The organism is Colwellia sp. BRX8-4, from assembly GCF_014077345.1.
Taxonomy (GTDB): domain Bacteria; phylum Pseudomonadota; class Gammaproteobacteria; order Enterobacterales; family Alteromonadaceae; genus Colwellia_A.
Genome location: NZ_JACGVS010000008.1, coordinates 173,981 through 179,980, shown reverse-complemented (window position 1 = coordinate 179,980; position 6,000 = coordinate 173,981). Strand labels below are relative to the sequence as shown.

Below are 6,000 nucleotides of genomic sequence, written 5' to 3'. Positions count from 1 at the left end.
ATCTTCATCTTCATCTTCATCTTCATCTTCATCTTCAGCATTAAAGGTAATATCTTTAATAAAAGCGCGGTCTATTTTTAATATGCTAATAGGAAACCGCTTTAAGTAGCTAAGTGACGAATAACCGGTACCAAAGTCATCAATCGACAGTTCTATACCCATAGCTCTTATAGCTGATAACTGAATTAGGGTTTGATCATCTTCTTGAATTAATAAACTTTCAGTCATTTCAAGGATCAGTGAATCTGGAGCAAGTTGTGTTTTTGCTAAGATAGTTTCAAGTTTACTGATAAAATCCTGACGTTGAAACTGCACACTCGAGATATTAACTGATATCTTTGGTGCAAGATCAAATTGGCTTTGCCAGCATTTAGCTTGTTTACAAGCTTCTTCTAAGACCCAATCTCCAATTTCAGTAATAAAACCAATATCTTCTGCTAATGCAATAAAGTCAGCCGGTGGAACCAAGCCTTTTATTGGGTGTAGCCATCTAACTAATGCCTTAGCAGAAACAACTTTATTACTACTAACTTGATGGATAGGTTGATAATGTAAAATTAACTCCTTGTTAACAATAACCTTGCGTAATTCAACTTCTAGATGCCTTCGTTGTTGGGCTTTGATATCCATTTCTTTAGTAAAAAATTGTACATTATTTTTACCCTTTTCTTTGGCTTTATACATAGCGCTATCGGCTTTACTCAATAGCTCTTCATAGGTACTGCCATCATCTGGAAATATTGATATACCTATGCTTGCGGTAACATAAGCTTCTATTTCTATTAAATGAAATGGCTTAGCTATTTCATCAAGTATCTGGCTGGCAATTTTTTCAAAACTAAAGACATCATTGTCGCCCGACAAAATTATTGCAAATTCATCACCACTCAAACGACTGACCGTATCGGCCTTTCTTACCGACTCTTTGATACGCTCTGTGGTTAATTTTAACAGCATATCTCCCTTAGCGTGGCCAAAGGTATCATTAACATTCTTAAAGCCATCTAAATCAATAAAAAATATAGCAACTCTATTATTGTCCCGTTGGGCAAGTTCCAAAGTATGCTCAAATCTGTCGACAAACAGATTTCTATTGGCGAGTCCGGTCAATGAATCGTAATTAGCTTGGCGATAAATTTTATCTTCGGCCTTTTTACGTTTAGTAATATCACTAAATAATGAAACATAAGACTCTAATTGCCCAAACTCATCTCTCAAAGCAGTAACAGATAACCATTCATAAAACACCTCACCATTTTTACGTCGATTGCAGATTTCACCTTGCCACTGCCCCAAGCTTTCCAAATCTGCCGCCATGCGCTGATAAAATTCTGTGTCATGATGCCCAGAGCTTAATAATGTGGGATTTTTACCTAAGACTTCTTTTTCCTCATAGCCAGTAATTAATATAAACGCTTGATTAACCGCAACAATATTATTATCAATATCGGTAACCATTACAGCCTCTGTTGCGGTTTTAAATACCGTTGAAGCGAGTCTCAACTGTTTTTCATCTTGCTTAATTTGGGTAATATCTTCTTTAATCCCTACATAACTGGTGATTCTATTTTTAGCATCTTTGAGGGGATATACATTGGCTTCCTCCCAAAAATTATCACCATTTTTTCGCTGATTATAAAACTCCCCGACCCAGTGTTTACCTGATGTTATTGTTGCCCATAAATTCTCATAGAGCGGAGATTGATGAAAACCAGATTTAAGAATATTTGTTTTTTGACCGATCACTTCTGTTGCTTGAAACCCAGAACTTTTAACAAATTCTTTATTAACATAAGTGATAATACCATTAAGGTCTGTGGTTTGAATTGAGACTGGGCTTTGCTCTACAATTTGAGCAATTAATGAACGCTGAGCTTCAGCTTCATTTTTTCGTTTTAACATAAAAAGTAAAAACAGACTCAAGGTCGATAATAACAAGAGACCTATCACTAATAGTTGTATTAAGTTTTTTTTAGTTTTATCGATTTCATTAATTTGCTTGTCGACCAAGTTCTCTAAATTACTTTGATAATGCCAAAGCGCTTGCTGATATTCCCTTTCTGATGTCACATCTTGGATAATAGAAAAGAGCACAGCTTTATTATTATAAGTTATCGGAATGGAATGTGACGACACGGTTTTAATATCGCCATTACTGGTTTGATGTCTAAAAATAAAATAATTTCTATCTTCTGATTTAGCTAAGGCTCTTTCTGAAGCGACTTGCTCTACACTCAACAGGTTAATGTCTTGAATAGCCAGTGACTCAAGTTTTTTTTCTGCGAATCCATAGAAATGTTGAGCGGCTGAATTTGCCTGAAGAATATTACCGGTTTTAGGCTCAATGATTAACATAACTGCGCTATGTTTTTCAAAAATAGCGCTAAAGTCACTCATTGAAAAAGTATCATTTGAAAATAATAACAGAATAACAAAAGCGCAAAGATACCGATATTTTTTGAACGAAACCTTGATCGCCTTTAGCAGGCAGAAGCGCTTAACATTGAACATATTATCCTATTATACTTAAAAAGAAGGTTAAATTTTATTCAAGTAAAAACTGCATTAAGATAGTTCGTTAAATTAACTTAATTCCATTTAATACTAAGATAGTAACATAGGGTGAGATTAATAACAGGAAGTCAAAAAGAGTATAGAAGATTAGAAGTTACACTTTATAATTTAGCGATTATTGACCGTCAATAAAAGTGCATTAGCACTTATTCTATTGGGCTAAATCTTGCTAAAACACCATAAAAAAAACACCAAGCCAATAAATGACTGATGTTTTTATTTGCTAAGTAAGACATTAGCTCATTAGGCTGAATATACATTCAGCCTCTTAGTTTAATCACTGTTATTCTGTGTCGCTATAACCGGCCCAAATATCAGCGTTTATGGTATTCACCGCCCCTTTCTTTTTACGCTTTTTCTTTCCTGTGCCTTCAGGCTTTGCCATGGGTTTTTCTGCGGCAGTAATTGAATCATTACTGACTTCATCGGCTTCAAAACCTTTGACTTGCTCACGTTCAAGACGAATTTTATTTTTCTTTTCGATGATACTAAAGTGATGAAAGTCTTCATGGTCAATCAATGATAAAGCTAAACCTACTTCACCAGCACGGCCACTTCGACCAATACGATGCATGTAGTCTGACGGACTTCTCGGTAAGTTGAAATTAATAACCACCGGCAGTTTTTCAATGTCTAGTCCGCGAGCGGCTATATCTGTGGCAATGAGCACGTCAATCTCGCCAGCTTTAAAACCATCAAGCACCCTACTTCGTTCGCCTTGACCTTTATCACCATGAAACACTGCCGCGGTAATACCACGTTTAGCAAGTTTTTCAGCTAAATGCTCACAGTGGTGTTTAGCATTAACAAAGATGAGCGCTTGTCGCCATTCATTTTCTGCAATTAAATGTGCTAACACTGCGGTTTTTTCGCCTTTATTAACGCTAAAGACACGCTGGACTAGCGTACTTGCATCAGCACTTTGAACTTGTATCTCGATCGGGTTGTTAAGTAATTCTTGGGTTAACGTTTTTACTTGTTCAGGAAAGGTTGCTGAAAATAATAATATTTGTTTTTTCTTAGGTAATAAAGCTAACAGCGCAGATAACTCTTCGGTAAAACCTAAGCTTAACATCCTATCGGCTTCATCAAGGACTAAGGTCTTAACCAAATCAAGCTTAATGGCATTACTTGAAATTAAATCGAGTAATCGACCCGGGGTTGCCACCAGAATATCGGCGCCACCTCGTAATGCCAACATTTGTGTATTCACAGATACACCACCAAAAACAGCAACCGTTTTTATCGCACCATTGAAATGCACGGCATAAGATTTAATGCTCTCTGCTACTTGTTTAGCAAGTTCACGCGTAGGTACTAAAATAAGCCCAGTAACATAATTCCCCTTGTTACTCTTGCTATTTGAGGCTGTATCAGCAGACAGTTGTAAAAAAATGTGCTGCAAAAGTGGTAATGCAAAGGTGGCTGTTTTACCTGAACCGGTATTTGCCCCTGCAATTAAGTCACGTCCTGCTAAAACACTTGGAATAGCTTGTGCCTGAATAGGCGTCGGCTGCAAATATTTGAGCTCAGTTAATCGAGCTAATAGGGGGGGAATAAGACCAAGTTCTGTAAACTGGGCTGGGGTTGAAATAGAGGTCATTAAGATAAAGGGCTCAAGGCTAAAATAAGTAAGTATATTTTAGCCTATTTTTGCCCCAGTAAGTTAATAAAATTGACTAACCCTAGCAGAAAGCCCTTAACGTGAATTAAATTCAGGTTAAGGGAACACCCTGACAAGATAGTTAAATTTTACTAATAACTCTTTACTTCTTTATTTAGATATTTCGGCGTTAAGAAAATCTTCTTGGTGAGGCTGACCCGTTGTATTAGTTAAATTAGCATTAGACTCACTGTTGTAAAGTAACCAATCTCTTGCTGCGCCAAAAGCGCTGCCATCAGGGTTTAGTGATATAGACTCCAAGTAAAGCGCTAAAACACCCGCAACATGTGGAGCGGCCATTGATGTGCCGCTCATCGTTGTTGTGCCACCGCCACTTTTAGTCGATAAAATATTAGCTCCAGGGGCTGCAATAGCTACTGGCGCAGATTGATGACTAGTCCAGCTAGCTGAGCCATTACCCCAGTTAGAAAAGCCAGCCCAATCATCATTTATATCGGTTGCACTAACGGTTATCACCGCATCGTCATAAGCTGCTGGCGTTGAACCATAAGCATCTGCGCTGTCATTTCCTGCCGCCACAGCAAAAATAACCCCTTGATTTTTCGCATTACAGATAGCGCGATGAAAGTTATCATTACCAATAAAACCGTCATTGGTACAGGTACCTGTTTTAGAGCCATCACCGCCCAAGCTCATGTTAGCAACAACCGCTACGCCTAAAGATTCAGCCTGCTGTGTTACCCAATCAATACCAGCAATAACCCCAGAATTAGAGCCACTGCCAGCAGCATTTAATACTTTAACGGCATGTAAAGTAACGGCTGGTGCTACGCCAATAACATCAAGGTTATTATCTAATGCACCAATGGTGCCCGCAACATGGGTGCCATGGCCTTGATCATCATCCCAGTTATTTGAACAATCTAAACCAAGACACATTTCAACACTATAACCATTAGCGACATTACTAGCTAAATCTGGGTGATCAGAATCTATACCCGTATCAATAACATAAACATGAACCCCCTGACCGGTGTTTTCATCAGTATTTGCCCCTATGCGACTAATTCCCCAAGGAGTTTCTTGCTGGCTAGTCTGGCAACCAAATAAGAAACTGCATGCTGCCACTTGATTGGAAGTACTTTTTGTTGCGTGAACTCTGCCATCTTTTGAAACACTCAAAACACGTTGATCTTGACTTAGCTGGGCAAGTACTTTTGACGGAACCGTCGCAGAAAAACCAGTAAAAACATGGCTGTAAGTATATTTACTTGCTATAGCGTAATCGTCGATAAAGTCTGCAACACTGGCAATTTGATTAGCATCTAGGCTAACGATAATATTGCTAAGTGCGTTGTCTTCTGCAGCAATAGCTGGCAGTGCAATACAAGATGAAATCATTAAGCTTATTAATTTCTTTTTCATTTTTGGCTCCACATAGTATTAAGTTTCTCAAGTTACTCTAGGATAGAGCACTTAATTATTGTTTTTGGTACACATCTAAAAGTAAACGTGTTGTTACCAATGTAGAGTCTTGATACTGGTATGACCATCAGGGGAAACCCCTACTTTAATAATATTAACCCCTCACTGGAGGCATTATCTTGTTAACAAACAAGTTAATATCGAAAAAAACCGAGCAAATAAACACGGCTGTTAAAACGCCGCTAATAGTAAATGTTTAAGATTTAGCTGAGGAGCGTAAAAAGGTAGGATTTAATTATGATTTCAGTATTATTGATGTGTGTATTGAGTTTCAAGTAAACAGAAACAGCTAGATATTTTAAATAATAAATATGGCT

3 protein-coding genes are annotated in these 6,000 nt (G+C 37.7%); all 3 read right to left on the bottom strand.

The window, feature by feature from the left end:
- On the bottom strand, window positions 1–2,397 hold a 2,397-nt coding region (locus H4J56_RS09180), incomplete at its 3' end, for a PAS domain S-box protein (RefSeq protein WP_182259217.1).
- Window positions 2,398–2,857: 460 nt separating this feature from the next.
- Entirely contained in the window at window positions 2,858–4,177 is a 1,320-nt protein-coding gene (locus H4J56_RS09175; RefSeq protein WP_182259216.1) for a DEAD/DEAH box helicase, read from the bottom strand.
- A 171-nt stretch (window positions 4,178–4,348) separates the two neighbouring features.
- Window positions 4,349–5,623, bottom strand: a complete 1,275-nt coding sequence (locus tag H4J56_RS09170; RefSeq protein WP_182214186.1) for a S8 family serine peptidase — start codon at window positions 5,621–5,623, stop codon at window positions 4,349–4,351.
- Window positions 5,624–6,000: the final 377 nt, after the last annotated feature.

Excerpts from the sequence above, each read along its gene's own strand:
- H4J56_RS09175 (WP_182259216.1), bottom strand. The coding sequence starts at position 4,177 with ATGACCTCTATTTCAACCCCAGCCCAGTTTACAGAACTTGGTCTTATT.
- H4J56_RS09170 (WP_182214186.1), bottom strand. The coding sequence starts at position 5,623 with ATGAAAAAGAAATTAATAAGCTTAATGATTTCATCTTGTATTGCACTG.